The sequence below is a fragment of the Streptomyces diacarni genome, from assembly GCF_003323715.1.
Lineage (GTDB): Bacteria > Actinomycetota > Actinomycetes > Streptomycetales > Streptomycetaceae > Streptomyces > Streptomyces diacarni.
The window spans coordinates 110,448-137,130 of record NZ_QOIN01000043.1 but is presented as its reverse complement, the minus strand read 5'-3'; the positions used below and the strand labels follow the sequence as shown (position 1 = coordinate 137,130).

Annotated in this window: 23 protein-coding genes; 10 read left to right on the top strand and 13 right to left on the bottom strand. The window is 71.8% G+C overall.

The window, feature by feature from the left end; translation table 11 throughout:
* The first annotated feature begins 73 nt into the window (after positions 1-73).
* Complete coding sequence (locus DTL70_RS14680) at positions 74-988, top strand: LysR family transcriptional regulator (protein ID WP_114022366.1); 915 nt, start codon at positions 74-76, stop codon at positions 986-988.
* A gap of 35 nt (positions 989-1,023) precedes the next feature.
* Here the strand turns inward: DTL70_RS14680 and DTL70_RS14675 are convergent, their stop codons facing one another.
* The 7 genes from DTL70_RS14675 to DTL70_RS14645 all read right to left on the bottom strand — a co-directional run bounded on the left by DTL70_RS14675 (position 1,024) and on the right by DTL70_RS14645 (position 8,550).
* The gene (locus DTL70_RS14675; RefSeq protein WP_114022365.1) at positions 1,024-2,151 is read right to left on the bottom strand and encodes a questin oxidase family protein; all 1,128 of its coding nucleotides are present in this window, start codon (positions 2,149-2,151) and stop codon (positions 1,024-1,026) included.
* A gap of 206 nt (positions 2,152-2,357) precedes the next feature.
* Positions 2,358-3,164 (bottom strand): ABC transporter ATP-binding protein, encoded by an 807-nt coding sequence (locus DTL70_RS14670; RefSeq protein ID WP_114022364.1) that lies wholly within the window; start codon positions 3,162-3,164, stop codon positions 2,358-2,360.
* A gap of 233 nt (positions 3,165-3,397) precedes the next feature.
* Complete coding sequence (locus tag DTL70_RS14665) at positions 3,398-3,991, bottom strand: hypothetical protein (protein ID WP_114022363.1); 594 nt, start codon at positions 3,989-3,991, stop codon at positions 3,398-3,400.
* Positions 3,992-4,145: 154 nt separating this feature from the next.
* Positions 4,146-4,802: a LutC/YkgG family protein gene (locus tag DTL70_RS14660; RefSeq protein ID WP_114022362.1), complete on the bottom strand. Its 657-nt coding sequence runs from the start codon at positions 4,800-4,802 to the stop codon at positions 4,146-4,148.
* The gene (locus DTL70_RS14655; RefSeq protein ID WP_245979372.1) at positions 4,799-6,361 is read right to left on the bottom strand and encodes a lactate utilization protein B; all 1,563 of its coding nucleotides are present in this window, start codon (positions 6,359-6,361) and stop codon (positions 4,799-4,801) included. The genes DTL70_RS14660 and DTL70_RS14655 overlap by 4 nt, the downstream gene beginning before the upstream one ends.
* Before the next feature lie 56 nt (positions 6,362-6,417).
* Complete coding sequence (locus DTL70_RS14650; RefSeq protein WP_114022361.1) at positions 6,418-7,170, bottom strand: (Fe-S)-binding protein; 753 nt, start codon at positions 7,168-7,170, stop codon at positions 6,418-6,420.
* A gap of 270 nt (positions 7,171-7,440) precedes the next feature.
* Positions 7,441-8,550: an NAD(P)-binding domain-containing protein gene (locus tag DTL70_RS14645; RefSeq protein WP_114022360.1), complete on the bottom strand. Its 1,110-nt coding sequence runs from the start codon at positions 8,548-8,550 to the stop codon at positions 7,441-7,443.
* A gap of 71 nt (positions 8,551-8,621) precedes the next feature.
* Between DTL70_RS14645 and DTL70_RS14640 the strand changes: the two genes are divergently transcribed.
* The 4 genes from DTL70_RS14640 to DTL70_RS14625 all read left to right on the top strand — a co-directional run bounded on the left by DTL70_RS14640 (position 8,622) and on the right by DTL70_RS14625 (position 12,811).
* Positions 8,622-9,047: a secondary thiamine-phosphate synthase enzyme YjbQ gene (locus tag DTL70_RS14640; RefSeq protein WP_114022359.1), complete on the top strand. Its 426-nt coding sequence runs from the start codon at positions 8,622-8,624 to the stop codon at positions 9,045-9,047.
* A 495-nt stretch (positions 9,048-9,542) separates the two neighbouring features.
* Complete coding sequence (locus DTL70_RS14635; protein ID WP_114022358.1) at positions 9,543-10,019, top strand: MSMEG_6728 family protein; 477 nt, start codon at positions 9,543-9,545, stop codon at positions 10,017-10,019.
* A 564-nt stretch (positions 10,020-10,583) separates the two neighbouring features.
* Positions 10,584-11,912: a family 2 encapsulin nanocompartment cargo protein terpene cyclase gene (locus DTL70_RS14630; protein ID WP_425470369.1), complete on the top strand. Its 1,329-nt coding sequence runs from the start codon at positions 10,584-10,586 to the stop codon at positions 11,910-11,912.
* 14 nt (positions 11,913-11,926) lie between these two features.
* On the top strand, positions 11,927-12,811 hold the full coding sequence (locus DTL70_RS14625; RefSeq protein WP_114022356.1) for a geranyl diphosphate 2-C-methyltransferase: 885 nt from the start codon (positions 11,927-11,929) through the stop codon (positions 12,809-12,811).
* 188 nt (positions 12,812-12,999) lie between these two features.
* Here the strand turns inward: DTL70_RS14625 and DTL70_RS14620 are convergent, their stop codons facing one another.
* The 5 genes from DTL70_RS14620 to DTL70_RS14600 form a co-directional block, all read right to left on the bottom strand.
* A complete protein-coding gene (locus DTL70_RS14620) occupies positions 13,000-14,259 on the bottom strand; it encodes a vWA domain-containing protein (protein WP_114022355.1) in 1,260 nt (419 codons plus the stop codon).
* Entirely contained in the window at positions 14,256-15,554 is a 1,299-nt protein-coding gene (locus DTL70_RS14615; protein ID WP_425470365.1) for an AAA family ATPase, read from the bottom strand. Before DTL70_RS14615 ends, DTL70_RS14620 begins: the two co-directional genes overlap by 4 nt.
* Before the next feature lie 149 nt (positions 15,555-15,703).
* Positions 15,704-17,119 (bottom strand): hypothetical protein, encoded by a 1,416-nt coding sequence (locus DTL70_RS14610; RefSeq protein ID WP_114022354.1) that lies wholly within the window; start codon positions 17,117-17,119, stop codon positions 15,704-15,706.
* A 165-nt stretch (positions 17,120-17,284) separates the two neighbouring features.
* The gene (locus DTL70_RS14605) at positions 17,285-17,980 is read right to left on the bottom strand and encodes an HAD family hydrolase (protein ID WP_114022576.1); all 696 of its coding nucleotides are present in this window, start codon (positions 17,978-17,980) and stop codon (positions 17,285-17,287) included.
* On the bottom strand, positions 17,977-18,999 hold the full coding sequence (locus DTL70_RS14600; RefSeq protein WP_114022353.1) for a LysR family transcriptional regulator: 1,023 nt from the start codon (positions 18,997-18,999) through the stop codon (positions 17,977-17,979). The genes DTL70_RS14605 and DTL70_RS14600 overlap by 4 nt, the downstream gene beginning before the upstream one ends.
* 188 nt (positions 19,000-19,187) lie before the next feature.
* On the opposite strand from DTL70_RS14600, the gene DTL70_RS14595 reads away from it, so the two are divergent.
* From DTL70_RS14595 to DTL70_RS14580, 4 genes are all read left to right on the top strand, one after another.
* Positions 19,188-19,988 carry an enoyl-CoA hydratase/isomerase family protein gene (locus DTL70_RS14595; RefSeq protein WP_114022352.1) on the top strand — a complete coding sequence of 267 codons (801 nt, stop codon included), beginning with the start codon at positions 19,188-19,190 and terminating at the stop codon, positions 19,986-19,988.
* An 85-nt stretch (positions 19,989-20,073) separates the two neighbouring features.
* The gene (locus DTL70_RS14590) at positions 20,074-21,669 is read left to right on the top strand and encodes an acetate--CoA ligase (RefSeq protein ID WP_114022351.1); all 1,596 of its coding nucleotides are present in this window, start codon (positions 20,074-20,076) and stop codon (positions 21,667-21,669) included.
* Positions 21,670-21,690: 21 nt separating this feature from the next.
* Positions 21,691-23,046 (top strand): MFS transporter, encoded by a 1,356-nt coding sequence (locus DTL70_RS14585; RefSeq protein WP_114022350.1) that lies wholly within the window; start codon positions 21,691-21,693, stop codon positions 23,044-23,046.
* Positions 23,047-23,434: 388 nt separating this feature from the next.
* Positions 23,435-23,923 (top strand): nucleoside deaminase, encoded by a 489-nt coding sequence (locus tag DTL70_RS14580; protein ID WP_245979399.1) that lies wholly within the window; start codon positions 23,435-23,437, stop codon positions 23,921-23,923.
* Between the two features lie 66 nt (positions 23,924-23,989).
* Here DTL70_RS14580 and DTL70_RS14575 read toward each other — a convergent pair whose 3' ends face one another.
* Entirely contained in the window at positions 23,990-24,706 is a 717-nt protein-coding gene (locus tag DTL70_RS14575) for a TetR/AcrR family transcriptional regulator (RefSeq protein ID WP_114022348.1), read from the bottom strand.
* A gap of 215 nt (positions 24,707-24,921) precedes the next feature.
* Between DTL70_RS14575 and DTL70_RS14570 the strand changes: the two genes are divergently transcribed.
* The gene (locus DTL70_RS14570) at positions 24,922-26,646 is read left to right on the top strand and encodes a CocE/NonD family hydrolase (protein ID WP_425470364.1); all 1,725 of its coding nucleotides are present in this window, start codon (positions 24,922-24,924) and stop codon (positions 26,644-26,646) included.
* Positions 26,647-26,683: the final 37 nt, after the last annotated feature.

The following is a 26,683-nucleotide window of genomic DNA, read 5'->3' as shown; positions in this document are numbered from 1 at the left end:
TGTCTCGGCAGTGACCTCAAAAAGGGGCGAACGGAGACGAACGATCGCCGGGCCGATCGTGCAACCTGTTCGCATGATTGACCCCCGGCTCCGCATCCTGCAGATGGTCGCCGAGCACGGTACGGTGACCGCCGCCGCACAGGCACTGCACTACACACCCTCTGCCGTCTCCTACCAACTGCGGCAGCTCGCCGGCGAGGTCGGGGTGGAACTGGTGGTCCAGCAGGGCCGCGGCATCCGGCTGACGAACGCGGCCCGCGTCCTGCTGCGCCACACGGAACGCCTCAAGGAGCAGTGGGAACTCGCCCGCGCCGAACTGGCCGCCGTCGGGACGGAGCCCACGGGACAGGTCACGCTGTGCGGCTTCTCCACCGCCGCCAGCCGCCTGCTGCCACCGGCCGCCGCCGGCCTGCGCGACGCTTACCCCCACCTGACGGTCCGCATCATCGAGGCCGAACCCGACCGCTGCTTCGACCTTCTGCTCTCCGAAGAGGCCGACCTCGCGCTGCTGGTCGTCACCGCGGACTCGCCACCCATGACGGACCACCGCTTCGACCAGCGGCCGCTTCTGGACGACCCGCTGGACCTGGTCGTCCCGCAGGGCCATCCGCTGGCCCAGCGACAACAGGTCACGCTCGCCGACGCCGCGAGGGAGGCGTGGATCGTGGGCAACCCGGGAACGACCTATCAGCGGCTGGTACTCGCCGCCTGCATGAGCGCCGGATTCACACCCCACATTGCCCACTACGCCGACGAGTGGGACACCGGAACCGCGCTGGTCGCCCACGGTTTCGGAGTGATCCTCGTACCGCGCCTGGCACGGCTGCGCGAGGACTCGCCGGTGGAACGCATCCCGCTGCACGGAGAACCGGCACCGGCCCGCCGCATCGTGGCCGTCACCCGCCTCGGCGCCCGGGAGATCCCTACCCTCACCCATGCCGTGGCCACCATCACCGCGACAGCGGCCCAACTGCTTCCGCAGCCTTGAGGGGGAGCCTGCGACCGCGCCGTGGGGACGTGGAATCACCGTGGTCGGCGGGCGGGTTCGATCAGCTCGGTCGTCCGCAGCACGGCGGCCACCGCGAGCGGATCGTCGCCGTTCCGCCGCGCGGCGACGTCGAGGGCGGTGTCCGCGAACTTGATGGCGTGCTCGTCCCCGTGTGCGGCCGCCTCGGCGAACGCCTCCCGCGGGGTGAGTCCGCCGCCCGCGGAAACGGGCATGCCCTGCGAGGGCCCGTAGACGGCGGTGACGGCCGCGCTCGCCGCCCAGGCGGCGTCGACACTCGCGGCCCACAGCTCGCGGGGCAGCGCGGGCAGGACGCGCAGTACGGCGTTGGGAGCTGTCGCCGCGTGCACCAGCATGACGGGTGAGCCGTGCGCGTGGGTGGCGTACCGGTGGGTGGCGGCGCGCACGATCTCCTCCAGGTCGGCGCGAGCACCCTCCGGATCGGTGCTCCCTCCGTGCGGACCGGCCTTCCCCCCTTCTCGCTCCGCCTGGTTTTCGGCCTCTGCCGTACGCGGCCGCAGGGGGAGCGCGGCGATCCGGGCGAGCCGTTCGCGGATGCCGCCGCTCTGTTCGGCGATCAGCGGTGCGGCCTCGTAGCCCTCGTCGGCGGAACCCGCGCCGGGAAGCGGCTCGGTCTCTGCCAGAGTGCTGTGCCGTGCCGCCCAGTAACCGAGCGCGTGGGCGAGCTCCGTACGGCGCGGTACGGTGTCGCCGTCCTCGGCGAGCAGAGTGCGCACCGCGTGGCCCGTCCTGATCACCGGATGGGTGGCGCCTCCGGCGATACCGGGCAGCAGCAGCGGCCACCAGTGGGCGAGGACATCGCGCCAGGGCCGCTCTTCCATCGTGTGGGTGAAGAAACGCGTCCAGTCCGTGAGGCGGGCCGAGTCGCCCAGCGCCGCACGCCAGTTGGAGTCCGTGACGGGCGCGCGACTGCTCGGCGGGTCGTCCAGCCTCTCCGCGTAACCGTCGAGCCAACGGTGCACCGTGCGGGTCTCTCCGTGCCGCACCAGTGCCTCGACCGCCATGGGAGCATGATTGCTGAGCCAGCCCTCGAACTCGGGGCCGGTGGAGTGGAGGCGTTCGAGGGCTTCGTCCAGCGTTCCTGTGGGGTCGCCGTGTCCGCTGCGTGTCGTCGTGGAGTTCATGCCGGGGACGCTACGGCGGGCCACGCCGCGTCGGAACGGGCGCGGGACCGAACGCGGTCTGCCTCGGGTCCTAGGACCGACTCGGGGGCCTGGGGCCGACTTCCGGCCCAGGAACCGACCAAAGGGTCGACTCGGGGGCTGGGATGACCTGTTCGCACCGCCGCAGTTGTCGGAGACGGAACCCGACCGGCCCCGGAACGGCCCTCTCAGCCGCGGTGCCCCGAGCGTGCCAGCCACCGGCCGTCCTGGTGAGTGACGTCGATGGGGCGGCCGAAGCACCGGGTCATCAGCTCTCCGGTCAGCACCTCGCCGACAGGGCCGCACGCGCCGACCCGGCCCTCGCGCAGCAGCAGCGCGTGACTGGTCGTGGGCGGCAGCTCCTCCAGGTGGTGGGTGACCGTGACCGTCGCCAGAGCCGGACGGTCCGCGGCCAGCCGGCGCAGCGCGTCGATCAGGTCCTCGCGAGAGGGCAGGTCCAGGGCGTTGAACGGTTCGTCCAGCAGCAGCAGGGACGGCGCGGGCATCAGCGCCCTGGCGATCAGGATGCGGGCCCGCTGCCCGCCGGAGCACACCCCGAAGGGCCGATCCGCGAGCTCCTTGCACTCCAGCTCGGACAGCAGGTCGTGGGCCAGCTGGCGGGTCTCGTCGTCGTACTTGCGCCACAGTGGCTGCACGGTACCCGTCGCGCCGGTCAGCACGACGGTGTGCGCCGTCGCGTCCTGGGGGACGCGCTGGGAGGTGGACACGTGCCCGATGTGGGCGCGCAGCTCCCGCACGTCCACCCGGCCGAGGCGGTTGCCCAGCACCTCGACGGTGCCGGAGGTGGGGTGCATGACGGCGCCGATCAGCTTGAGCAGGGTCGTCTTGCCCGCCCCGTTGGCTCCCAGGAGCGCCCAGTGCTCACCGGCTCGCACCGACCAGTCGATCCCGTCGAGGATGACCTGGTCCGAGGTCACACGGCGGACACCGACCCCCTCGATCGAGGCGACCTGGCGGGGCGCGGGCTGGTTCATGGCGGGCCTCCGGTGAGTTCGGGCGGTCGCGGCACCCGGAAGGCTCGATTCCGGCTGCCGTGCGGACGACCAGACTAGCTGTACGCTGCAGCAGCCTGCTCGGCTGTCTCACCGCCGGTACGCGGCGGCGGTGCGCCGGGTCCGAACGGGAGTCCCCATCGCCCCGGCGCCAGGCTGCGCCTCGTCCGCGGCGCTGGGCGGGCCCGTGGCGGAAGCAGCAGCTGCCGGAGAGGTCAGGACCGGCCGCGGGCCTTGGCGTACCGTCCCACCGTCGGCAACCAGCACAGCACCACGGTGACCACGGCCAGCGCGGGGGCGGCGAGGCTGGTCATGTAGAGCCCTGTCGGCGGGGCGTCCCGCAGCACCAGAACGTGCGGAAAGGCGCCTCCCAGCAGCACCGCGACGCTGAGGGCCGCACGGGACCACAGGGAGGCGTTGCGGGCCAGCAGCGCACACACCAGAACCAGCACGGCCAGTGCGGCGGCGAACGCCGCGCGCGCGGACATGGTGTCCTGCCAGTGGGTGACGACATCGTCCCAGGCCGTGGGGGACATCCGCTGCAGATCGGCGGACCGGGTGTCCGCCGGGAGGCCGACGGCGGCAGGGTCGCTGTCGACCGCGTTGCGGACGTTCTGGTCGGCGAGGTCCTTGCCTCCCAGGTACACCATCAACGCGCTCAGTATGCCGGAGAGGGCCGACAGTGCGGCGGCGGAGAACATGAAGACCAGCAGCAGCGGTCTGTTGACCGGCGCGTCGGGTCTGAAGCCGGGTTCCGTGGGCCCGGCCGGCGTCACGAAGTGGGGAGCGGAGATGGGGGAGTGGCTCACGTGCGCGTGTCTCCTTGTGGGAAGCACTGGGGGAAGATGATCGCGTCGAACTTTTGCACGCACGCGCGCCCCGAACCACCGGTTCCGGTAAGTAACTTGAAGAACATCTTCCACTGGCGTCCCCGTGAGCCACGCAAGCCGGGGTGCCGAGCGGTCACAACATCGAGGAATCCTCACCGACGAGCACGACATCGAGGGTGCGCGGCCCGTGTACGCCCTCCACCCGGTTCAGCTCGATGTCGCTGGTGGCCGAGGGGCCGGAGATCCACGTCTGGGGGCGGGCGGGATCCAGCCGCTCCAGCGCCTGCGGAACCGAGCCGACGACCTGATCGGGCACCCGTACCACGCAGACGTGGTGGTCGGGCACGAGCGTGATGCTCCGCCGCCCCTGATCCCGTGAGGCGTCCAGCACCAGCGTGCCCGTCTCGGCCACGGCGACCGCGCAGCCGGTCACCACACTGCCGACCGCGTCCAGATCGCGCGCAGTCAACGTCGGCGAGTCCGCGACGTGCTCGACGTCCCGCGGCAGCCACGCGTCCGGGACCCCCGCGGGAGCCACCACACTGCGCGACCCCTGTCGTGACAGCAGCTCGGCTACCACCTCCGGCAGCCCGGCGGGAGAGCAGTGGTGCACCCTGGCCCGGTAGTCGGTCAGATGCTCCGTCAGCAGCCGAACGGTCTCCCGCGGGCTGCGTTCCCCGTGCACCCGCAGATAGTCGCGGCCGACCGGCGCCTCGTCGGGCCGCTCCCCGCGCGGCACGTCGGCCAAAGCGCGCCGCACCCGGCCCAGCACGGTCTCACGGCTGCTCATCGGACCCCTCCTGTCGGTCCTTCCCTCCGGGCGCTTCCGGCCCTCTCCTGGCGGACCTTTCCCTCTCCGCCCTTCCCTGCGGCCTCCGTGGCCTCCGCGGGTGTGCGCGTGCGGCGCCACCAGTCGCGGAAGGACTCGGGCGGCACCCGAGGCGTGTCCCTGGTGTCCGTCCAGGCGCTGCCCGGTCTCGGCAGCCTGTTCGGCACCAGCCGGCGGGCCCGCACGGCAAGGCGCTCCCCTGCGCGCAGGGCGCGCGGGTGATCGAAGGTCCAGGAGGCCGCCCGCATGGCGGCTCGTTCGGCCGCGTGCCCCTTGGCAGGCCGCACAGTCGTACGCTGCCCGCGGACCGTGACAGTCCCGCCCTGCACGACACGCTCCCTCAGGTGCACCAGCACCTCGGGGATGTCGATGGCCACAGGGCAGACCTCATAGCAGGCACCGCAGAGCGACGAGGCGTAGGGCAAAGAGGCGTCCAGGCCCGTCTCCACACTGTCGAGCTGCGGGGTGAGGATCGCGCCGATGGGCCCCGGGTAGGGCGATCCGTAGGCGTGCCCGCCCGCACGTTCGTAGACGGGACAGACGTTGAGACACGCCGAGCAGCGGATGCACCGCAGCGTCTGCCGGCCCACCTGGTCGGCCAGTGTGTCCGTACGGCCGTTGTCCAGCAGCACGAGATGGAAACCACGGGGGCCGTCGCTCTCGGTGCTGCCCGCCCAGGTCGAGGTGTAGGGGTTCATCCGCTCGGCCGTCGAGGAACGCGGCAGCAGTTGGAGGAAGACCTCCAGGTCCTGCCACGTGGGGACGACCTTCTCGATGCCGACCACCGAGATCAGCGTCTCGGGAAGAGTCAGACACATCCGGCCGTTGCCCTCGGACTCGACGACGACGAGCGTCCCGCTCTCCGCGACCATGAAGTTCGCTCCGGAGATGCCCACCTTGGCGTTCAGGAACTTCTCCCGCAGGTGCAGCCGTGCGGCCTCAGCCAACTGAGCGGGGCTGTCGCCGAGCCCGTCCGGCGCGGGCCGCCCCCACCGGCCCATCTTCTCGGCGAAGATGTCGCGGATCTCGCCGCGGTTGCGGTGGATGGCGGGCACCAGAATGTGCGAGGGCCGGTCGTCTCCGAGCTGCACGATCAGCTCCGCCAGGTCGGTCTCGTAGGCCGCGATCCCGGAGTCCTCCAGCGCCTCGTTGAGGCCGATCTCCTGGGTCGCCATCGACTTGACCTTGACGACCTCGCGCTCGCCGGTCTCCCGTACGAGCCGGGTGACGATCTCGTTCGCCTCCGCCGCGTCCACCGCCCAGTGCACGGTGCCGCCGGCCGCGGTGACGGCGGCCTCCAACTGCTCCAGATAGGTGTCCAGATGGCGCAGCGTGCGGTCCTTGATCTGTGCACCAGCCGTGCGAAGCGCCGCCCAGTCCGGCAGCTCGGCCACCGCGCCCGCCCGCTTGTCGCGGATCGTGTGGGTGGCGTGCCGCAGGTTGCTGCGCAGCCGGGTGTCCCGGGTGGAGTCCTGTGCCGCCTGCGGGAAGGGCGGCATGCCCAGATAGGTGACGCTCACCGTGCCTCCCTGCTCGTCACGCTCGCCTCGGGGGCTTCCTGTCCTCCGCTGAGACCTCACAGCGGCGCATTCCTGGTACTTGCCAGGATCTCCGCCAAGTGCAGGGGGCGCACCTGCGAACCCGAGCGGGAGAGAACGCCGCCGATGTGCATCAGACAGGAGTTGTCCACCGCGCAGACCGACCCCGCGCCGCTCGCCTCGATGTGGCGCGCCTTGTCCGCGCCCATCGCGGAGGAGACGGCCGCGTTCTTCACGGCGAACGTCCCTCCGAAACCACAGCACTCCTCCGCGCCCTCCAGCTCCCTCAACTGGAGTCCCTCCACCTGCTCCAGCAGCTGCCTGGGACGCTCGCCGAGAGTGAGCATGCGCAGCCCGTGGCAGGTCGGGTGATAGGTGACGGTGTGCGGGTAGTACGCCCCCACGTCCGTGACGCCCAGCACGTCGACCAGAAACTCCGTGAGCTCGTAGGTGCGGGGCACCACTCGCTCCGCCGCCGCGGACAGCACCCGGCCCCGCCCCTCGGCAGCGGCCTTCGCGCCGATGCGCGGGTAGTTGTCCCGCACCATCGCCGCGCACGACCCGGACGGCACGACGATGTGGTCGTACCCCTCGAAGGCGTCGGCATAGCGCTCCACCAACGGCTCGGTCGCGTGCCGGTAGCCGGTGTTGAACTGCGGCTGCCCACAGCACGACTGCGCGTCGGGAAAATCCACTTCCACGCCGAGCCGCTCCAGCAGCGTCACCACGGCCTGCCCCGTACGCGGATAGAGCGCGTCGTTGATACAGGTGACGAAGAGCGCTACGCGCACGACGCCTCCTTCCGTCCTCACCTGTCAGCCTTCGTGCCGACCCTCACCGGCTTCGTGCCGACCCGAGCCTGCGACCCACTGGATACCGCCCCGCGGCAGCAGACCGCGGGGATGATCACCGTCGGGGCCTACTGTCGCAGCAGTACCCCACCACGCACCAGATCCGGACCACGGACGGCGCGCATGACCCGGCCGTTCACCTGCATGAGCCGAGAGGGAACCCAGAGAAGTTCCTCAGAGCACCACCGTCCGCGTCAGTGGGCCGACAGCTCAGGCGGCCGACTGAGCCGCCGACGCGTCGCTGTCCGAGGTACCGGCAGCCGTCGCCAGCAGGTCCCGTACGTCCCGCACGGCGGCTCTCCCCGCACGGTTGGCGCCGATGGTGCTGGCCGACGGTCCGTAACCGACCAGGTGGACGCGCGGGTCGCGTGCCGCCCGCGTGCCGTCCAGCCGGATGCCGCCGCCGGACTCGCGCAGTCGCAGCGGTGCCAGATGGTCGATGGCGGGGCGGAACCCCGTCGCCCACAGGATCGTGTCGGCGGCTGCCCGGCTCCCGTCAGCCCACTGGACCCCGTCGGCGGTCACCGAGGAGAACATCGGCCGCCGCTCCAGAACCCCGCGCTCCCGGGCGTGCCGCAGCTCCTCCGTCATGGGCAGTCCCGTCACCGAAACCACGCTCTGCGGAGGCAGCCCCCGGCGCACCCGTTCCTCCACCAGCGCCACGGCCGCACGGCCCTCCTGCGGCCCGAACCCGCCCGTGCGGAAGAGCGGCGGCCGCCGCGTCACCCACACGGTCTCCCGCGCGACCTCGGCGATCTCCATCAGATGCTGCACTGCTGAGGTGCCGCCACCGACGACCACCACCCCTTTGTCCACGAAGGCGTCCGCGGAGGGGCCCGGGTACTGCGCGGTGTGCAGTTGCCGGCCCCGGAAGAGCTCCTGCCCCTGTACGCGCGGCCAGAACGGGCGGTCCCACGTCCCCGTCGCGTTGATCACTGTCCGTGTCGACCAGTCACCTTCCGAGGTTCGCACCAGGAGACGATCGCCGTGGCCGGCCTCCCGGACCTCGCGCACGTCAACGGGCCGCCGGACCCGCAGGTCGAAGACGTGTTCGTACGTGCGGAAGTATTCGCCGATCACCTCCGCCGAGGGGCGGCCGGCATCGGCTCCGGTCAGCTCCATGCCGGGCAGCGCGTGCATACCGTGGACCCGGCCGTAGGTCAGGGTCGGCCACCGGAACTGCCACGCACCGCCGGGCGCGGGCGAGTGATCCAGGACGACGAAGTCCGTACCGGGCACAAGACCCGTACGCCGCAGGTGGTAGGCGCTGGACAGGCCCGCCTGCCCGGCACCGATGACCACGACCTCCACAGTCTCCATGCCTGCGCCAACCACACACGGCCCCGGAACCTTCCCGCGACCCCGGCAGCACCCGGCCCCAGAATGGGAGCATGACCGACGCACTCCGCACCCACGTCCTGCGAGTCTCCACCGGCTCGTCCGAGACCGTCCACGACCTCACCCGCGACTGCGAGGCCTTCCTCGCCGAGGCCGCACGTGGCCGCGACGGTCTGCTCAACGTGTTCGTCCCGCACGCCACCGCGGGCATCGCCATCCTGGAAACCGGAGCCGGCAGCGACGACGACCTGCTCGCCGCGCTGCGGGATCTGCTGCCGCCCGACGACCGCTGGCGCCACCGGCACGGCAGCCCCGGCCACGGCCGCGACCACGTCCTCCCCGCCCTCGTCCCTCCCCACGCCACCCTCCCCGTCCTCGGCGGCTCCCTGGAACTGGGCACGTGGCAGTCGATCTGCTTGGTCGATACGAACGGGGACAATCCAGAGCGGAAGGTACGGCTCAGCTTCCTGGGGGGCTAGACACGCAAGCAGGGGGTGGCCCGAGGTGCTGCCTTCTGGCTGCGAAGACGCAGCGCAGAAAAAGATCCACCACGGTAGGAGGAGCAACGTCCTGCCGCACCAAATGAGAGGTTGGCCGGCTTCGGGCCAGAGGCGATGACAGCATGAGCGCCGAACTTCGCTCTCTCACATCGCTGCGTGTTTGCGCGGACGGGCCCGCTACGTCCGGTGGGGGCACGGGTGGGCCGACGGAATGGCTCTGGGGTGGGTAACGTCCAGCACATGGCGTGCGTCGTGCGGTGTCTGCTCGGCAGCTGAGTCAGGGAGTCACGACGCCGAACGGGACCGCTGGCCCGACAAGTGTCGGTGATGGTGGTACTGGTCGGTGATCAGTACCTTGATGGTTGTTCCATCGGAGGCCGGCGAGCACGGACGTCGGCGATCCGGTGACTCCGGTGTGGCCCCCCAGTGCGCGGACACGGGGCGCCCCTCAGCGTGAAGGGCTCGGCAGCGAGCATGCAGACGTTTCTCCCCTATCCGGAGTTCGCCGCCAGCGCCGCCGTGCTCGACATGCGCAGGCTGGGCAAGCAGCGGGTGGAGACGCTCCAGGTGCTGCGCGGTCTGACCGTGCCGGGCTACGGCTGGCGGAACCATCCCGCCGTACGGATGTGGGCCGGTTACGAGGAGGCCCTGGTCCGGTACGGCCTTGAGATGTGCCACGTCTGGACCGACAGCGGCAGGGCGGACACCTGTGCGGGAACCATGATGCAGGACTTCGCGGCGCTCGAGGACTTCGCTGACCCGCCCCGTGTGTACCCGGAGCTGGCGGCCGCCGACGAGCTGCCCAACTGGCTGGGCGATCCCGCCTTCCACCGCAGCCACCAGTCAGCCCTGGTCACCAAGGATCCGGCTTTCTACGGTTCGCACTTCTCCGATGTCCCCGAGGGTCTTCCCTACGTCTGGCCGGCATCGGACCGCACGCGCGGCGGGTGACGGACGCGTCCGGTCCATGGCGCGTCACGGGGCAGGGATCGGGGTGAGGCAGGGCGGGCGTGGGTGACCATGCGTGCCTTCGACCATGGCATGCCGTCGAACACGTTGCCGAGCACGTCCTCCGGGTGTTGCTCGTCGCCTGGATAAACCCGGCGCGGCGCGAGATCACTGCATCGGAGTAACTCCACCGGGCTCGTGGGACGAGCCGGGCGGGCCGGACGTTAACTGGTTCTCGGGGAGCTGAGCGGATTTCCCGATGTTCACCACTCTTCCGTTCTTGCTCGGTTGCCGCCGCGTACGCCGATCACCACCGTCGCGAAGGAGTTACGGATGCCCGATCCTGGGTCTTCCCCTCAGCAGTCGAGCACGCCTGCGGCTGCGGCCCGGGCCCCTGCCGCCGCCTCCGCTGACGAGGCCGAAGCCGGGGAAGACGCTCTGCTCACTCTGCCAGGCCCCCCTGCGTTCCCCTTCCCTTTTCCTGCCGTAGGGGAGGCCCCTGCCGCAGGGGAGGCCCTTCGCGAGGAGCGTGAGTCCGCACCCGTGGCCGAGTCCGCGCCCGCGCACATGCCCGAGCCCCAGCCCGCTCCGGAAGCGGTGTCCGAGGCGGTGTCCGAGCCCGCGCCCGGGTGCGACGACGGCACGGGTGGTGAACCGACCCCCCGGTGTACGGAGGAGAACGCTGCCCCGGCGACGCAGGCGGGGCAGGCGAGCTCGGTCCTGGAACGGATCCTGTGCGGCCCCAGCGGGCCGGGCACGTCGAGCCTGCGCCCTGGCGGGCGTGACGTCGTCTCCCCGGCGCCCCCGGCGCCCCCGGCGCCCCCGGCGCCCCCAGTGTCCCAGGCGCCCCCGGCGCCCCCAGTGTCCCAGGCGTCCCAGGCGCCCCCAGCGTTCGGGACATCCCAGCCCCCGGCGCAGGGCGAGCCGATCCCCGGGCTCTACTACCACCCGGTGCCCGAGCCCGACCCGGCGCGGGTGGGGGAGGTCAGCCGCAGGATCAAGAGGTGGGCGGTGGACGAGGTCCAGGCCTACCCGCCGGAGTGGGAGGAGGAGTTCGACGGCTTCTCCGTCGGCCGCTACATGGTCGCCTGTCATCCGGACGCTCCCACCATCGAACATCTGATGGTCGCCACGCGGCTGATGGTCGCGGAGAACGCGGTCGACGACTGCTACTGCGAGGACCACGGCGGCTCGCCCATCGGCCTCGGCAGCCGTCTCCTGCTCGCGCACACGGCTCTCGACCCGCTGCACACGACGGGGGAGTACGAGTCTGCGTGGGTGGAGTCGCTCCAGTCGGATGCTCCTCGGCGCGCCTATCGCTCGGCGATGGAGTACTTCGTGCGGAAGGCGTCTGACTCCCAGGCCGACAGGTACCGGCACGACATGTCCCGTCTGCACCTGGGGTACCTCGCGGAGGCCGCGTGGGCGCAGACGGAACACATGCCCGAGGTGTGGGAATACCTGGCAATGCGCCAGTTCAACAACTTCCGCCCGTGCCCCACGATCACCGACACCGTCGGCGGCTACGAGTTGCCGGCCGATCTGCACGCCAGGCCCGCCATGCAGCGGGTCATCGCGCTCGCCGGCAATGCCACCACTCTCGTCAACGACCTCTACTCGTACACCAAGGAACTCAAGAGCCCGGGCACGCACCTCAATCTGCCTGTCGTGATCGCCGAACGTGAGGGCCTCTCCGAAAGGGACGCCTACCTGAAGGCGGTCGAGGTCCACAACGACCTCATGCACACCTTCGAAACCGAGGCCGCCGCCCTGGCCGCCGCCTGCCCCGTCCCGAGCGTGCTGCGCTTCCTGCGGGGCGTGGCCGCGTGGGTGGACGGCAACCACTACTGGCACCAGACCAACACCTACCGGTACAGCCTGCCCGATTTTTGGTAAGGACGGATTTTTCTGTGACCAGCACCGAGCTCACCACCGCACAGGGTGCCCGCGCTTTCGTGCCCGCCCCGGCGTCGCCCTACCAGGGCGACATCGCCCGTTACTGGGACCAGGAGGCCAGGCCCGTGAACCTGCGCCTCGGCGAGGTCGACGGGCTCTACCACCACCATTACGGCGTCGGCGACGTCGACCACGCCGCCCTCGGCGACGCCGGCGACAGCGAGTACGAGAAGCGGTTGATCGCCGAACTCCACCGTCTGGAGTCGGCGCAGGCCGAGGTCCTCTTGGACCACCTCGGCCGCGTCGGGCGTGACGACATGCTCGTGGACGCCGGCTGCGGCCGGGGCGGTTCGATGGTCCTGGCCCATCAGCGCTTCGGATGTGAGGTCCGTGGCGTCACGCTGTCGGCCAAGCAGGCCGATTTCGCCAACCAGCGCGCCCGTGAACTCGGCATCGAGGACCATGTGCGCGCCCGTGTGTGCAACATGCTGGAGACGCCCTTCGACACGGGGCAGGCCGCGGCCTCGTGGAACAACGAGTCGAGCATGTACGTCGACCTGCACGACCTCTTCGCCGAGCACGCCCGCATCCTCGCGGTCGGCGGCCGCTATGTGACCATCACCGGCTGCTGGAACCCGCGTTACGGCCAGCCCTCGAAGTGGGTCTCGCAGATCAACGCGCATTTCGAGTGCAACATCCATTCCCGCCGCGAGTATCTGCGTGCCATGGCCGACAACCGTCTCGTGCCGCAGGCCGTCATCGACCTGACGCCCGCGACCTTGCCGTACTGGGAGCTGCGGGCCACGTCCTCGCTCGTCACCGGCATCGAGGAGGCGTTCATCAACTCTTACAAGGACGGTTCCTTCCAGTATCTTCTGATCGCCGCCGACCGCGTCTGATCCGCAGGCGGCCGGAAGTCCCGGGCCCTTCACCCATCCGACCGGCCCGGGACTTCCGGAAGTCCGCGATTTGGGGAACGTTCGCGGAACGCCGGGGCTTCCGGGACGCCGAGGGGCGGGCTCCTGGCAGCGTCGGTCGCTCGTGTGGCCGGGTGTGGCCGTGGCGTGGCGGGTCGGCCGCCGTTCACTCAGGCGTCCGGGGGAGCCGACCCGATGTCCACCACTCGTGCCCACGCCGGTGGCGTGTCGGGCACGTAGTCGGGGTCGTCCTCGTCCCAGGACCGGCTCTCGTACCGGCGGGGGAAGAGGCCCACCACCGTCCGGCAGGGCGGCCGCGTGTCGGGCCAGGGCGTCTGCCCGTCGGTCAGGATGACCAGGACGTCCGGCCGGGGTCGCGCGCGGAGTGCCTTGGCGAACCCTGTGCGCAGGTCGGTACCTCCACCGCCGAGCAGCGGTATGCCCTCGGCGTGGCAGAGCGGATGCACGACCCGGGCCGCCGTATCGCAGGGAAGGACGGAGACCAGATCCCGACGCCCGCCGAGGGCGCGGGAGATCGCGGCGACCTCGAGCAGCGCGCTGCCCAGTTCGGCGTCGCTGACGGAGCCGGAGGTGTCGATGACCACCGAGACCCGTGGCGGCCTGCGCCGGAGGCTCGGGAGGACGGCGCCGGGCACGCCGGCCGCGCGCCGCGGCGGTCGGCCGTAGGTGTAGTCCTCGCTCGCGCCGGAGCTCGGAGCAGCAGAGCGGACTGCCGCTCCCAGCAACTCCCGCCACGGTTGCGGCGGGTGGACCACCTCTTGCGCCCACCGCCGCCAGCCCTTGGAGGTCCTGCCCGGGCGGGCGGTGATGCCGTGCGCCACGCGGAACCTGACCGCTTCACGTTCCTGTTCGGTGAGACCGTGCGCACCGTCGGGCCCCAGGTCCCATTCCCGTTCCAGCCCGTCGGCACCGCTGCCACAGTCCAGCCAGGCCATGCTCTGTGTGCGCGGCCCGAGCCGGAACTGGCGCAGGTAGTCTTCCATGAGCTCCCCGTCCGGCAGCCCCAGGGCCGCTGGTCCGACGGCGCCTTCCGGCCGGGCCAACCCGTCACCGAAGGCGTCGTCGTTGATCTCGCAGTCGGCGGCGATGTTCCTACGCAGGTGTTCCGCAGGACCGGTCGATCCGTGCTTCCGTGCGTATCGGTCACTGCGCCCGTGATGGTCGCGCAACAAGTGGGACACCTCGTGCACCCACACGCCGGCCAGCTCCTCCACCGGCGTCCGGTCCACGAACGCCGGTGACGCGTAGCAGCGCCAGTGCCGGTCGACGGCCATCGTCGGTGCCTGCCGGGACTCCACGGTGTGCAGTGCGAACAGCGCTGTCGCCAGGTAAGGCCGGCTCCGTGCGGCGTGCAGCCGGGCGGCGAAGAGCTTGTCGAGGTCGAGTGACCCCGGAGCGTCTGCGGTCATCGTCCCGGCCTCGCGGTGACACCGGCGCGCCGTTCGGCCGCTCGTTTCGCCGCGTGGTCCGCTCGTTCCGCGGCGTGGTCCGCGCGCTGGGAGAGGGTGACCGCTCCGGCGAGCCGGTCGATGGATTGCGGCACATCCCAGTCGTCGCGGCGCAGCGCGGCCAGGGTGTTCGCGGGGACGACCACCAGATCCGGGGCGCCCGTCTCCACCGCCCGGACGAGCAGGGCCCATGCGGCGTCCCAGCGCGACTTCTCGGGGCGGTTGCGCACGGCCTGTACCACACCGTCGAGCACGGCCTGGCGCAGATCTCCCCGCTCCGGCAGGGCAGCTCCCGACGGGTCGGCGAGCAGTGTTTCGGGGTCAGGGAGGTCCATGCGGTCCAGGCTCGCCATCAGCTCCAGTCCCGGGCCGTCGCCCACCGCGCCTCTGACCAGCAAGGAGAGCACCTCCCTGGAGGAGCCGGCAGCGGTGGCGAAGGCGACCATGCACACGGCCGTCTCCCAACTGCGGGGCGAGGGCCAGGCGCCGCCTCGGCGGGTCTCGTTGCCGGGAAGCCGGTGCACGAGGCCGGGGCGGGCGGACAGGAGCCCGCACACCGCGCGGCGAGCGAAGTCCACGGCCTGGGGCAGCTTTTCCGCGTCGAGCCGCGGCAGCGTCGCTCGGGGCCACGTTCCGCCGAGTCCCCGCACCACGGTCTCGGGATCGTGGGCCCAGTGGAGGTGGACGAACCGGTTGGCCAGTGGTGCGCTCAGTTCCCAGCCGTCGGCGGCCGAGGAGCGCGGATTCGCGGCAGCGACGATCCGGACCCCCGGTGGCAATCGCAGGGCACCGATTCTCCGTTCGAGTACGAGGCGCAGCAGGGCGGCTTGGACGGCGGGTGGCGCGGTGGACAGTTCGTCCAGGAAGAGCAGTCCGCGGCCGGCCCGTACCAGTCGCATGGCCCAGTCCGGCGGTGCCATCGGGATGCCCTCTTCCGCCGGGTCTGCTCCGACGACGGGCAGTCCGGAGAAGTCGGACGGTTCGTGCACGCTGGCGATCACTGTGGTCAGGGGGAGATCGAGGGACCTGGCGAGCTGGGTCAGGGCCGCGGTCTTGCCGATCCCCGGCTCGCCCCACAGGAGGACGGGCAGGTCGGCGGCCACGGCGAGTGTCAGGGCCTCCAGCTGCGTGTCGCCGCGCGGTTCGGTCGTGTGGTCGCGCAGCAGAGTCAGCAGCTCGCCGGCGACGTCGAGTTGGGAGGCGCCGGCCGGGTCGGAGGGGCCCGGGATCGGGTTGGGCGGAGCGCATGGGGGCAAAGGGATCACCTTCGGTTGTGTCGTGAGGCTGGTGGTGGATGCCGGGCGGTCGCGCCGACCGGGCGCAGGGCGCGGGCGACACCCCGACCGGCGGGGGGCGCCGCCCTTGCGGGCGTGCGGGCAGGTGGGGCGAGCGGGCGGGGCTCAGGTCAGTGAGGGGCCGCGTCGCGCGGATGCGAGCGGTGGTCGGGCGAGCGGCGACGCTTCGGGTGGTCGCGGCCGGGACCGGCTCCGACCAGGCCCTCCCGGAACAAGTGGTAGGTGACGCGCCGTTGCGCGGACGCCTCCAACGCGTCCCGCAGGGCGCCGCTCCGCAACACGGCATCCGTGCCCAACAGGCTTTCGACGGCGGTCAGCGCACCGGCGTTGTCGCCATGGTCGAGCCGCTCGCGGACGCCCGCGAAACAGTCCGGTCTGCGGTGGGCGCGATCGACGGCCTGGAGGCAGGGGAGTGGAGTTCCGCTCAGCGCGGCCAGCAATTCCTCCCGCCGGATCTCGGACGGGTCGTGGTCCAGCGGGGTCAGCGCCCCGTCGACGAGGCCGATCCGGTGCCGGGCGCCCCGGCACTCGACGATCTGGGGCCCTCCCGGCTGCTCTGTGACCACGGGCGAGTCCGTCGGTGAGCGATCGGGTGCCAGCGCCGAGGCGACCAGTGGGTGCAACTGGCCGGCTTCGAGGAGACCGGCTCGGAGCAGCGCGAGGTCGGGCAGTGTCCAGGTGGCGGCCTCAGGCAGGACCGGCAGACGCGAGACGCTGCCGTCCGTGGCCGCCGCGCCGCGCAACCTCGCGGGTCGTCCGTTTCCGTCGCCGTCCGCGTGGAGGTCCAGGAACAGCCGGTGCCGAGCCCCCAGCCGTACGAGGACGGCGCCCGCGGAACGCCCCTCGCTGCGCAGGAGGATGTCCGCCTCGGCCGCCCAGCGGTCCACCGGGCAGTGCTGTCCCCACGGCCCCGCCCCGGGCAGCTCCGGGCCGTTGTCGCCAAGGTGTTCGGTCGGTGGCCGGTCGGCGCCTGACCGGGTCAGCAGCTCGTCGGCGCTTCGCACGTCCCACAGGTGGCGGTGCAGATCGAGCCGGAAGCGCCGGTGGGGCCGGGGGTGCGGATGGTGGCGGATGCCGACCGGCGCGCCGGGGCCGGAGCGGGACGCGTCCCACAGGGCGAGGCTGAAGCGCTGGCCGGCGTCCGCCCAGGCCGGTGGGGTCCGCGCCACCAGGTGCACGGGGCCCGCGCCGTCGGGCCCCGCGGCGTCGTACCGGGCCAGCGTGAGCGTCAACCCCGGACGTAGCAGGCCGTCGGGAGCGATCCTCGGCATGTGCCAGCGCAACAGGTCGGGCGCGAGGTGGCGCAGGTCGTTCCTGATGCGGGTGGCGAGTTCCCGGCCCCGGGTACGGGCCACGGAGCGCAGGTCGAGGTCGACGTCGAGGTGCGCGGCGGTGCATGCCCCCGCCCAGTCCCCGGACAGGCGGCGGGCGGTGGCGGTAGCGATCATGGAGGGCGGCACGGCGAACTCGCGCACGCGCAGCCAGAAGGAGAGCCGGGAGTCCCGCTCCGCGGTATGAGTGCCCATCAGCACTCACCTTGCGCGGAGCGGACCTCCCTTCCGGTGGACAGTCCGTCGAAAGAATGTGAAGTCATCGCCGTGACCGTACTGCTCCGCTCGGCGCCGCGCCACGCGTTTTTCTCTTCTACGGCACGGGCTCTCGGCCGGCACGAGACCGACGCACCCGTGTGGTCAGGGTGAGGGACGGCCGGTGATCCAGTCGTAGGCCTCCTGCGCGTCGAACGCGCGCTGTCCGCCCGCGAACAGCAGACCTGCCTTCGCGAAGGCGGGATCGTCCGCCGTGGCGGGCACGTAGGGGATGGCGATGCACCGCATACCGGCACGGTGCGCCGCCTCAGCCCCTGGCGTGGCGTCCTCCACGACGACGCAGTCGGCAGGCTGGACGTCCAGCCTGCGCGCGGCCTCCAGGAAGACGTCCGGTTCCGGCTTGCCGTTCGCCACCTCCTCGGCAGAGACGCGCAGCGGCAGCAGGGCGTCGAGGCTCGTCGCACCGAGGACGGCGTCGATGGCGGCGCGCGACGACCCGGAGGCGACAACCAGCGGGACGCCGGCGGCGTGCAGCCGCTCTACCAGTTTCCGCATCTCCGGGAACACCTGCGTACCCGAGTGCGCCAGTTGCAGATAGAGGCGGTTCTTCTCCGCCAGCAACACGTCCACCGGAGTCGTCAGCCCGTGTCGGCGGCGCAGGGTCTCCAGGGTCTCCCGGGTGCCGATCCCGATGAACCGTGAGTGCTCTTCCCAGGTGAAGTGGGGGACACCGTGCGCGGCCAGGAGTTGCCTGCCCGCCTCGTGGTAGTGCGGCTCGCTGTCGACGAGTGTGCCGTCGAGGTCGAAGACGACCGCCGGGCGGGCGGAGGGACTGCTCATGTGTTCCAGCATGCCAAACCCGAGGTCAGGTGCTCAGGACCGGCCTCATCCGAGGCGGGCGGACCAGAAGGCTGTTCGGGCACGCGCGGCTCGGAAGCGGGAGGGTCCTCCATGTGGTGTCCTGCCGCCGCCAGTCCCTCCGACACGGCCTCGGTGAAGGCGGCGATGGTTTCGTTGTGGCGGCTCGGGACCCAGACGACCGAGGTGAGCCAGGCCAGCGGCGCCCCCTCCAGCCGCCGCCAGACCAGCCCGTGGGGCAGGGGCGTGCCGGGGGCCTCGTTCAGGTGGACGCCCCGCCCGGCCAGCACGAGCCCCTGTACGAAGTTCGGGTTGCGGGCGTGCCGGATGGAGCCGGGGAGGAAGCCCTCGTCCCGGCAGATGGTGAGCATGTGGTCGTAGAGCCGGGGGGCCATGGCGCGGGGGAAGATGACCAGCGGTGCGCCGTTGAGGTCCCGCATGCGCACCGTGCGGGAGGCGGTGCCCGCGCCGGCCGCCAGCGTGTGGTCCGCCGGCAGGACGACGCCCAGCTCACGCCGCGCCACCGGGCCGGATTCCAGACCGATCGTGTCCGAGGGATGGCGGACCACGCCCGCGTCCAGCTCGCCCTCCCGCAGCCGGGAGAGCTGCTCGTCCGTGGTCAGCTCGTGCAGGTCGATCAGGACGTCCGGCACCCGGCGGGCGAGGCCCGCGGTCAGCGTCGGCAGCACCACCGGGGTGGTGTCGGGCGGTACGCCCACCCGCAGGACCCCCGCTTCGCCGGGCCGGATCCGGCGCATCGCCTCGCGGGCGCTGTCCACCCCGACGAGTACCGGTCTGACGTACTCCAGCAGCAGCGCACCCGCCTCGGTGAGCTGGACGCGGTGCCGGGTGCGGTCGAACAGTCGCACCCCCATCTCGCGCTCCAGGTCGCGGATGCGCTGTGACAGCGGCGGCTGGGCCATGTGCAGCCGGTCCGCGGCTCTGCCGAAGTGCAGTTCCTCGGCCAGCACGGCGAAATAGCGCAGGTGACGGAGCTCCATGGCCGGACCATATCGCTGCGATATCACCGAGGGTCCGGATTGGTGTTGGCCGGGGTCCGATCCGCGCTGCTTGCATGACTGCTCACGGGACGCCCGCCCACGGGCGATGCGCCCCCGACCCCGATCCACCGTGCGCTGCGGCGCCTCCGCCGCCGCGTGCGCATATCCGGAGAAAGGCACCCTCTTCCATGACCGAGACGAGCAGCACCGTCATCGTCGACGAGCACCCGGTACAGGGCGCGTCCGCACCAGCCTTCGTCGCGGAGGTGACGCTCAACCGTCCGGAGAAACTCAACGCCTGGACCGGCCGGATGCGCGAGGAGTTGGTCGCCGCACTCGAAGCGCTGGGCGCCGACGAGAAGTGCCGCGCGGTGGTCCTCACCGGCGCGGGCCGGGCCTTCTGCGCCGGTCAGGACCTCGCCGAGACGGCCGCCATCGACCCGGACGACCACGCCGCGGCCGAAGCGTGGATCGACGACTTCGGCCGTCTCTTCCGCGTGCTGCGCGGGCTGGAGAAGCCGACCGTCGCCGCCGTCAACGGGGTGGCCGCGGGATCGGGGTTCCAGTTCGCACTCCTGGCCGATCTGCGCATCGGGCACGCCGAGGTGAAGATGGGCCAGCCGGAGGTGCTCTCCGGCATCCCCAGCATCACCGGCATCTGGGCCATGTGGGGCATTCTCGGCCGGGCGAAGACCACGGAGTTCGCGCTCACAGGACGGCTCGTGGACGGCACCGAGGCCCACCGGCTCGGACTGCTCAGCCGGCTCGTCGCCGCGGACGAGGTCAGGACGGAGGCGCTGGCCGAGGCCGCCCGGCTCGCGGAGCTCCCGCCCGGTGCGGTCGCTCTCACCAAGGGCCGGATCCGGGAGCTGGACGACGCGGGGCTCGACGAGGCGATCGCCGCGGCCAAGAAGGTGCACACGGCCGCCTACGCGACCGGCGAGCCGCAGCGCGAGATGGCCCGCTTCCTGGCCGGCCGCCGCCGCTGACCGGGCTCGCCGCACCGGTTGCCGTACCGGTCGCAGCCGTCGATGCGACCGGTCGCACCCATCTGTACGAGAGGAACCCCACCCCATGAGTACCAGCCTCACCCCGTCCACCGGGGAGGCCGCCTACCGCAGGCTCGTCGAGGAACACCGGTGGAGCGTGCCCGAGCGCTACAACATGGCGGCCGACGTCGCCGACCGGCATCCGGGAGACAAGCTCGCGCTGATCTTCGAGGACCACACCGGCTACCGCGAGGAGGTGACCTGGCAGCGGGTCCAGGACCGCTCGCGGCAGATCGCCGCCGAGCTGCACAGGATCGGCGTCCGCAAGGGCGACCGGGTGGCGGTGCTGCTGCCGCAGCGCACCGACACCCCCGCCACCTACCTCGGTGTGCTGCGCACGGGAGCGGTCCTGGTGACGATGTCCCTGCTGTGGGCCGACGAACCGATCCGGTACCGGCTGGCCGACTCGGGCGCCACCGTCCTGGTGACCGAGACCGCCGCGCTGGAGCGGGCCGGCGCTTTCTCCGGAGCTGTCGTCAACGTCGACGATCCCGCCATCGGCGCGCTGCCGCCTGAGTTCGCCACGGTGGAGACCGCGCCCGACGACCCGGCGCTGATCTTCTACACCTCCGGCACCACCGGCGCCGCCAAGGGCATCGTGCACGCCCACCGCACCCTGCTCGGGCACAACGAGTTCCGTCACTGCCACGACCTGCGGCCCGGCGACGTGTTCTACGGTGCCGGTGACTGGGCCTGGTCCATGGCCAAGTTGATGGGGCCGCTGCGTGCGGGCGCCGTCCACCTCGTCCACCGGCCGGCCGGCGGCTTCGACCCGGAGGGGCTGCTGGCGGCGATGTCCCGCAACCGGGTCACGACAGCCCTGGTCAACCCGACCTTCCTGCGTAAGATGATGCAGGCCGTCCCGGACGCCGGCAGTCGCTACCCGCAGGTGCTGCGCGTGGTGTGCTGCTCCAACGAGCCGCTCACCCCCGAGCTCATCGAGTGGTTCCGCGCCCAGTTCGGCGTGACCCCGCTGGACTACTACGGCTCCACCGAGTCCTACCCGCTGCTCGGAAACTTCCCCGGCGTTCCGGTCAAGCCGGGCTCGATGGGCCGGCCCCTGCCCGGCTGGGACGTCGCGCTGCTGGATGCGGACGACCGCGAGGTGCCCGTCGGGGAACCCGGTGAGATCTGCCTGCGCGCCGGGTCGAACCCGCAGTACCCGCTGGGCTACTGGAACCGGCCCGAGGCCGCCGCCGAGACCTTCGGCGGCACCTGGTACCGGACCAAGGACCAGGCCGTCATGGACGAGGACGGCTACTTCTGGTTCCTCGGCCGCACCGACGACGTCATCAAGACGTCCGGATACCGTGTCGGCCCCTACGAGGTGGAGGCCGTGCTGCGCGGCCACCCCGCGGTCGCCGAGGCGGGCGTCGTCGGCGTGCCGGACCCGGTGCGAGGCCAGGCCGTCAAGGCATGGATCGAGCTGAGTCCGGGATACGAGCCGAGCGAGGCGCTCGCCCGGGAGATCTCGGACTTCGCCCGCGCCGCGCACTCCCGGTTCGCCTACCCGCGGCAGGTCGAGTTCGCCGACGCACTGCCGCGCTCGGCAACCGGAAAGATCCAGCGGAGCGCGCTGCGCGCACGCGACACCGCCCCTGCCAACCCCGACGCCGCGTAGCCGACCAGGAGGACGACGGACATGACGACGGACCGCTGGGTTCCGGCACCGCAGGAAGCACCCGCCAAGCAGACGGCCGACCGCGCCGAGGAGAGCGGGGTGCGGCGGAAGGTCACCGCGGCCACCGCCGTCGGCAACTTCGTCGAGTGGTTCGACTCCGGCGCGTACGCGATCATGTCCGCCACCCTCGCCGGGCTGTTCTTCCCCCAGTACGACGCGACGGCCGCCCTCCTGGCCACCTGGGCGGTCTTCGCCGGCGGCTTCATCGCCCGCCCGCTGGGCGCCGCCTTCTTCGGCCGCTACGGCGACCGGATCGGCCGCAACCGCATGCTCGCGCTGAGCGTGCTGTGCATGAGCGGGTCGACGTTCCTGATCGGGCTGCTGCCCGGCTACGCCACACTCGGCATCACCGCACCCGTGCTGCTCTTCCTGCTCCGCACGGTGCAGGGCTTCTCCACCGGAGGCGAGTACACCGGTGCGGCGGCCTTCATCATGGAGTACGCCCCCGAGGGCCGCCGCGCCCGCTACGCCAGCGTCGTCCCGCTCACGGTCGGCCTGGCCTCGGTGGCGGGCGCCATGACGGGCCTGGCCCTCACCTCCTCCCTCGACGAGGCGGCACTGAACAGCTGGGGCTGGCGGATTCCGTTCCTGCTGGCGGGACCGCTCGGTCTGATCGGCCTCTACCTGCGCAGCCGGATCCAGGACACCCCGGTCTTCCGGGCGATGGAGAAGCGCGACGCGGTGCACAAGGCGCCGCTGCGGGACGCGTGGCGGGTGTGCCGCAGGCAGGTGCTGACGCTGTTCGGCTACAGCATCACCAACGCGATCGGCTACTACCTGATGAGCAGCTACATGATCGCCTACATGTCGGAGGAGGTCGGCTACAGCAAGGCGGAGGCGATGCTCACCAGCGTGGTGGCGATGCTCGCCTACAGCGCGGCGTGCCCGCTGATGGCGGCGGCCAGCGACCGTTTCGGACGCAAACCGATGCTGCTGGTGGCCTGCGGCGGCTTCGCGGTGGCGACTCTTCCGGCCTTCTGGCTGATCGGCACCGGGCTGCCCGGAGCCGTCGTGGGAGCCACGGTGCTGGCCGTCCTCGTCGCGGTCATCGGCACCTCCAACGTACCGGCGATGGTCGAGATGTTCCCCGGGCAGCTGCGGGCGAGCGGTTCGGCCATCGGATACACCGCCGCGTACGTGCTCTTCGGCGGCACCGCGCCGTTCGTGGCCACGGGCGTGGTCTCGCTCGCCGGGAGCCCCCTCGCACCCGGGTTCTATCTGATGATCGTGGCGGCCGTCTCGGCCCTGGTGGTGCTCTTCTCCTTCCGGGAGACCGTGCACCTGCCGCTCACCCGCACAAGCGTGCTGGAGAAGTAGGCGGTTCAGCCTCGGGGGACGAGGGACGGAACGTCGCCCCTCGTCCCCCGGATGCTTTCCCCGCCGCGCGCGGTGCCGCCGCCACGCCGGTCGGTCGTGCTACGGCAGGGTGCGTACGGGCCGCCGTCGGCGGACCGGACCCTCGGCGTCGTGGTGCGGCTGACAGGCACGCCGGCGGCTCCGTGAGGTGTCTTGGTCGGGTCGGGTCCGGGCCTGGCAGGCTGAGACGATCATGGCCGCGGCCCTGGTCCCACCCGGGCCGCGGGCGCGGACGGTGGCTGACCGTATGGCGAGGAGGACGACCGTGACGACCGATGAACCGACTGAGGGACCGGGCAGTGAGCGGGCCGAGGGGCCGACCGGTGAGCGGGCCGACGAGCCGGTCGAGCTGACCGCCGCCGAGCGGTCTCATCTGCGCAGGGCCGTGGGGCTGGCCGCCGAGGCCCTCGCGGCCGGGGACGAGCCCTTCGGCTCGGTGCTGGTCGGCGCCGACGGCCGGTCGCTGGCGGAGGACCGGAATCGCGTGCACAGCCTCGACGACCGCACTCGCCACCCGGAGTTCGCGCTGGCGCGATGGGCCGTCGACCACCTGAGCGAACGGGAGCGGGCGGCCGCCACGGTGTTCACCTCGGGCGAGCACTGCCCGATGTGCTCCGCCGCGCACGGCTGGGCCGGGCTCGGCCGTATCGTCTACGCGCACTCCACCGCTCAGCTCACCGAGTGGCTCGCCGCTTGGGACGCTCCCGCCTCCCCCGTCCGCCCGCTGGCGATCGAAGAGGTGCTGCCCGGCGTGCCGGTGCACGGTCCGGTGCCCGACCTGACAGACGAACTCCGCGAGCTGCACCGCCGTTTCCACCAGCGCCGGCCCCGGAGCTGAGGTGACGTACGGGGGCACGCCGGCCGAGCGCTGATGTGACGTACGGGGGTACGCGGATGCGTGGCCTCAGTCGGTGTCGAGGCCGTCGATCAGGCGGTTGAGGAACCGGGTGAAGGTGGCGTCGGGCGAGAGAGGGCGTCGGGGGGCGGAAAGGGCCTCGGCGAGTTGGGGGTGGCTGCCGTCGGCAGCGACGGCGGCGAGATAGCGGGCCTCGGCCGCGGTCCGCTCCGGCGATCGCGAGACCGCGGCCTGCGCGATCTCGTGCGAGACGTGGCCCGTCACGAATGCGGTGAGCTGGGCGAAGACCTCCAGCTTCGCCGCACCGTCCAGCCGGCTGGGCCGCAGGACGGCGAGCACGTGTTCCAGGAAGGCCAGCGTGTTGGGGCCCGGAACGCGGTGGGTGAGCAGGGCGGCGGGCAGCCAGGGGTGGCGCAGCATGTGGGCGCGCTGCAGGCGGGCCACGGTCTTCAGATCGGCCCGCCAGTCGCCGCTGGGTGGGTCCGTCACCGCGAGTTCGCCGGTGACGTGGTCGACCATCAGCTCCAGCAGTGTGTCCTTGTCGGGGGCGTAGCTGTAGAGCGACATGACGCCCGCGCCGACCTCGGCGGCCACCCGCCGCATGGTGACCACCTCGAGCCCTTGGGCGTCCGCGAGGGCGACAGCGGCTGCGGTGATCGCCTCCCGGCTGAAGGAAGGCCTGCGGCCCCTGCGCGGCTCACCGGGACGCAACCAGAGCTCTTCGGGGCCGACGCCCTCGGTGCCGGACCTTCCGTCACGGGACACGGTTCCGCTCTCCTCTCCCTGCTGCCGCGTACTGCTGACTGCTGCGCGGTACCGGCTGTCGAGCTGCTGCGCGATCCGGCTGATGAGCTGCTGCGCGATCCGGCTGACGAACGATTCCGGCCGTCGGGTTCCCCGGCTGCCGGGCGCCTGCTCTTGCGAAGACCATCCAAGCATCCTCTATTCTCGTACGTAGTACGGGAATAGAGGAGGGGACGATGTCATCACGCACGCCCGAAGCCGTCGCGGAGCACGCCTGGGCGCCACCCGCCGGAAAGCCGCCACTGTCCTCACGGCTGATGAGGGCGACCTGGCGAGGACTGCCGGCGAAACAGCACGAGGCGGGATGGGAACCGGGGCTGGTGGTGCCGGGGTCCGACGGCAGCCCGCTGCTCACTGACCACTACTTTCCGCGCACTCAGGGCGACTTCCCCACCCTCCTCGTCCGCTCGCCGTACGGCCGAGGCCTGCCGTGGTCGCCGCAGTACGGCCTGCTCTTCGCCGAACAGGGCTTCCACGTTCTCCTGCAGAGCTGCCGCGGCACCGGCGGTTCGGGCGGCGTGTTCGACCTGTGGCGCAACGAGGCCGCCGACGGCCTGGCCACCGTGTCCTGGCTGCGCGAACAACCCTGGTTCAACGGGACGCTGGGAACCGTCGGGCCCAGTTACCTGGGCTACGTGCAAGAGGCGCTGGCCTCGGACCCACCGCCGGAACTGAAGGCGATTGTGGTGCAGGTAGGGCTGCACGATCCCTACGCCCTGTTATACGCGGACGGTGCGCTCCGTCTGGAGAACACCCTCGCCGTGGCCGTCGGCATGCAGTACCAGCACCAGGGCATGGCGCCGTTTCTCAGGGCGACACTGCGTCTCCGACGCCGCCTGCGCCACGTCACCACCGAGCAGCCGCTGCGTGGGGCGTACGTGTCCGCCCTCGGGGACGAACCGCCGTGGCTGGAGGAGGTGCTGACACACCCGGACGCCGAGGACGCCTACTGGCACGGCGCGTCGTTGGTGCAGTCGCGGGAGTCGCGGGAGTCGCGGGAGTCGCGGGAGTCCGCGGAACGGCTTCGCGTGCCCACAGCTCTGATCACCGGGTGGTACGAGGCGCTGGCCGACCAGACCCTCGAGCAGCACGGCCGACTGCGCCAGGCGGGATGTGAGACCACCCTGCTCGTCGGCCCCTGGACGCACACGTCCGCTCTCCAGCGCGGGTGGCCGCAGGTGTTCGCCGAGAGCCTCGCCTGGCTGCGTGCCCACCTGTGCGCCGACCCCTCCGGCCTGCGGCCCACAGCGGTGCGCGTGCACGTCGGCGGCGACACCTCCTGGCGGGACCTCGACCACTGGCCGCCGGTCACCGCTGCCACCCCCTGGTATCCGCTCACCGGCGGGCATCTCACCCACCATGCCCCGACGGACTCCGCACCCGTGGCGGCGCTGCGCTACGACCCCGCCGACCCCACCCCCTCCCTCGGTGGTCCGACTCTGTCCGGCACCGCGGGGCCCCGGGACAACCGCGCTCTGGAGGCCCGGGACGATGTGCTGACCTTCACCGGCCCACCGCTGACCGAGCCCCTCGACATCCTGGGCCCCGTCTCCGCACGCCTGGCCATCTCCACGGACACCGGATACGCCGATGTCTTCACCCGCCTGTGCGACGTGGACCCACAGGGCCGCTCCGTCAACCTCTGCGACGGGTTCCGCCGACTACGGACGGCCGAAGGGGCGTCGTCCGCGCAGATCACCGTCCCGATGAGCTCCACCGCCCACCGCTTCCCGGCCGGCCACCGCATACGCTGGCAGATCAGCGGAGGAGCCCACCCGCGCTACACCCGCAACCCCGGCACCGGCGAGTCGCCGCTGGACGCCACCACTTGGATGCCGGTGCACCTCACGCTCCACGCGGACTCGGCACTGGTGCTCCCGACCGGTTCCGAGCCGACGTAACGCGCCGGCCCTCCGGGAAGGGGGCGACGGCCGGCGC